General features: G+C 47.3%; 2 protein-coding genes. Both read left to right on the plus strand.

The genetic code is table 11. The features are described from left to right. Positions 1 to 72: 72 nt before the first annotated feature. On the plus strand, positions 73 to 951 hold the full coding sequence (locus BLU98_RS17465; RefSeq protein WP_092727080.1) for a tyrosine-type recombinase/integrase: 879 nt from the start codon (positions 73 to 75) through the stop codon (positions 949 to 951). Between the two features lies 1 nt (position 952). Then, the coding region (locus BLU98_RS17470; protein WP_092727081.1) for a tyrosine-type recombinase/integrase at positions 953 to 1,534 on the plus strand (582 nt) is incomplete at its 3' end.

Here is a 1,534-nt window from a genome sequence, read left to right on the forward strand (position 1 = left end):
CACTGGAAAAAAGGCCTGGCGTTCCGTGTTCCATAAAAATGTGCTACCCCCACTTTTAAATACATCATAGACATGCAGGAGATCATAGACCAGTTTGGCGATTATTTATACCAGTTGGGTTATGGTAACAAGACCCGGCAGTGCTTGTGTGCACAAGCCGGTGCGTTGTTAGCATACTGTCAGGTAACGGATGTTACAGAGATCACACAAGGGCAGATAAAGAATTTTTACGAGTGGCTGTATGAGTGCCCCGGCAAACGCAGGGGCAGCAGTGGTTTAAGCGAAAGCACGATAGCGCATTATGTATATGCACTGCAACATTTTTTTTCGTGGCTGGAACAAACAGAGCAGATAGGTTACAATCCCATCAGTGGCATTAAGTTCAAACAGCACCATAAAAACAGAAGAGAGCCGTTGAGCAGGGAGCAGGTGGAAGCTTTGTTTGCAGCGGCAAGAAGTTTACAGGAGTTAGCAGTGCTGCATCTTTTTTACAGTTGCGGACTGCGCAGAAGCGAAGCTACGGGGCTGGACACGAGGGATATCCATTTTAAACAGCAACTACTCTATGTGAGAGAAGGCAAGGGCGGCAAGCGAAGGGTAATACCACTGACCGAGAGAGTTGCCCATGACCTGGAGAACTATTATACAAACCAGCGCTGCCATACAAAGCCCTTACGCTTAAGTGATGAACCGGCGTTTATGCTGGGCAGCCGTGGCATGCGCATGAGCGGCAGCAGTTACCAGACCTTGTTTAAAAAGATCATGGCCAGGTGTGCGGATGCAGCACTGCCGGAAGGTATCACACTGCACCACCTGCGCCACTCTATTGCCACAGATCTGGTGCAGGGCGGTATGAGCATGCTCTATGTAAAAGATTTTTTAGGGCACAGCAGTTTAGATACCACACAAGTGTATGCGAGAGCCAGGACAGCACAATTAAAATCATTGTAATATGGAAAGTGGATTACAGCGGTACCTGAGGCAGTATTATGCAGCTGGTACTGTAAGAGAATACAGCCGCGATATTGCGGCTTACCTATTGCATCAAAGTGGTGCGGAGCAGGCCATGTACAAAGACATTACGGCTTATATCGGTGCCTTAAGAAGCAGGTACAGCAATGCATCTACAATAAGAGGTGCTGTATGTGCGATCAAAGCGTATTACAGTTACCTGTGCCACACAGGAATGCGTAAGGACAATCCGGCCAAAGCAATACGTTTAAAGGACAGGATGCATAGTGATGTTCAATTACAGGATCTGTTTACTGCGGCAGAACTGGAAGCGATGCTGGAGCGCAGAGAGCCTTATTACAAATGGGGTTATCGCAATAAAGTATTGGTGGGTTTACTTATCTACCAGGGCTTATGGCCACAGGAAATAGCAGCAGTGAGGGTAGAAGATATAGACCTTACAGCAGCCACGGTATACATCAGGGCTACTACTAAAACGAGTGCAAGAGCACTGCCATTAAAAGCCAACCAGGTGTTGTTGTTTTATGAGTACATACATGCCATCCGTCCGAAGCTGATCAAG

Origin of the sequence: Hydrobacter penzbergensis (genome assembly GCF_900106985.1) — a bacterium.
In the GTDB taxonomy this organism is placed as follows: domain Bacteria; phylum Bacteroidota; class Bacteroidia; order Chitinophagales; family Chitinophagaceae; genus Sediminibacterium; species Sediminibacterium magnilacihabitans.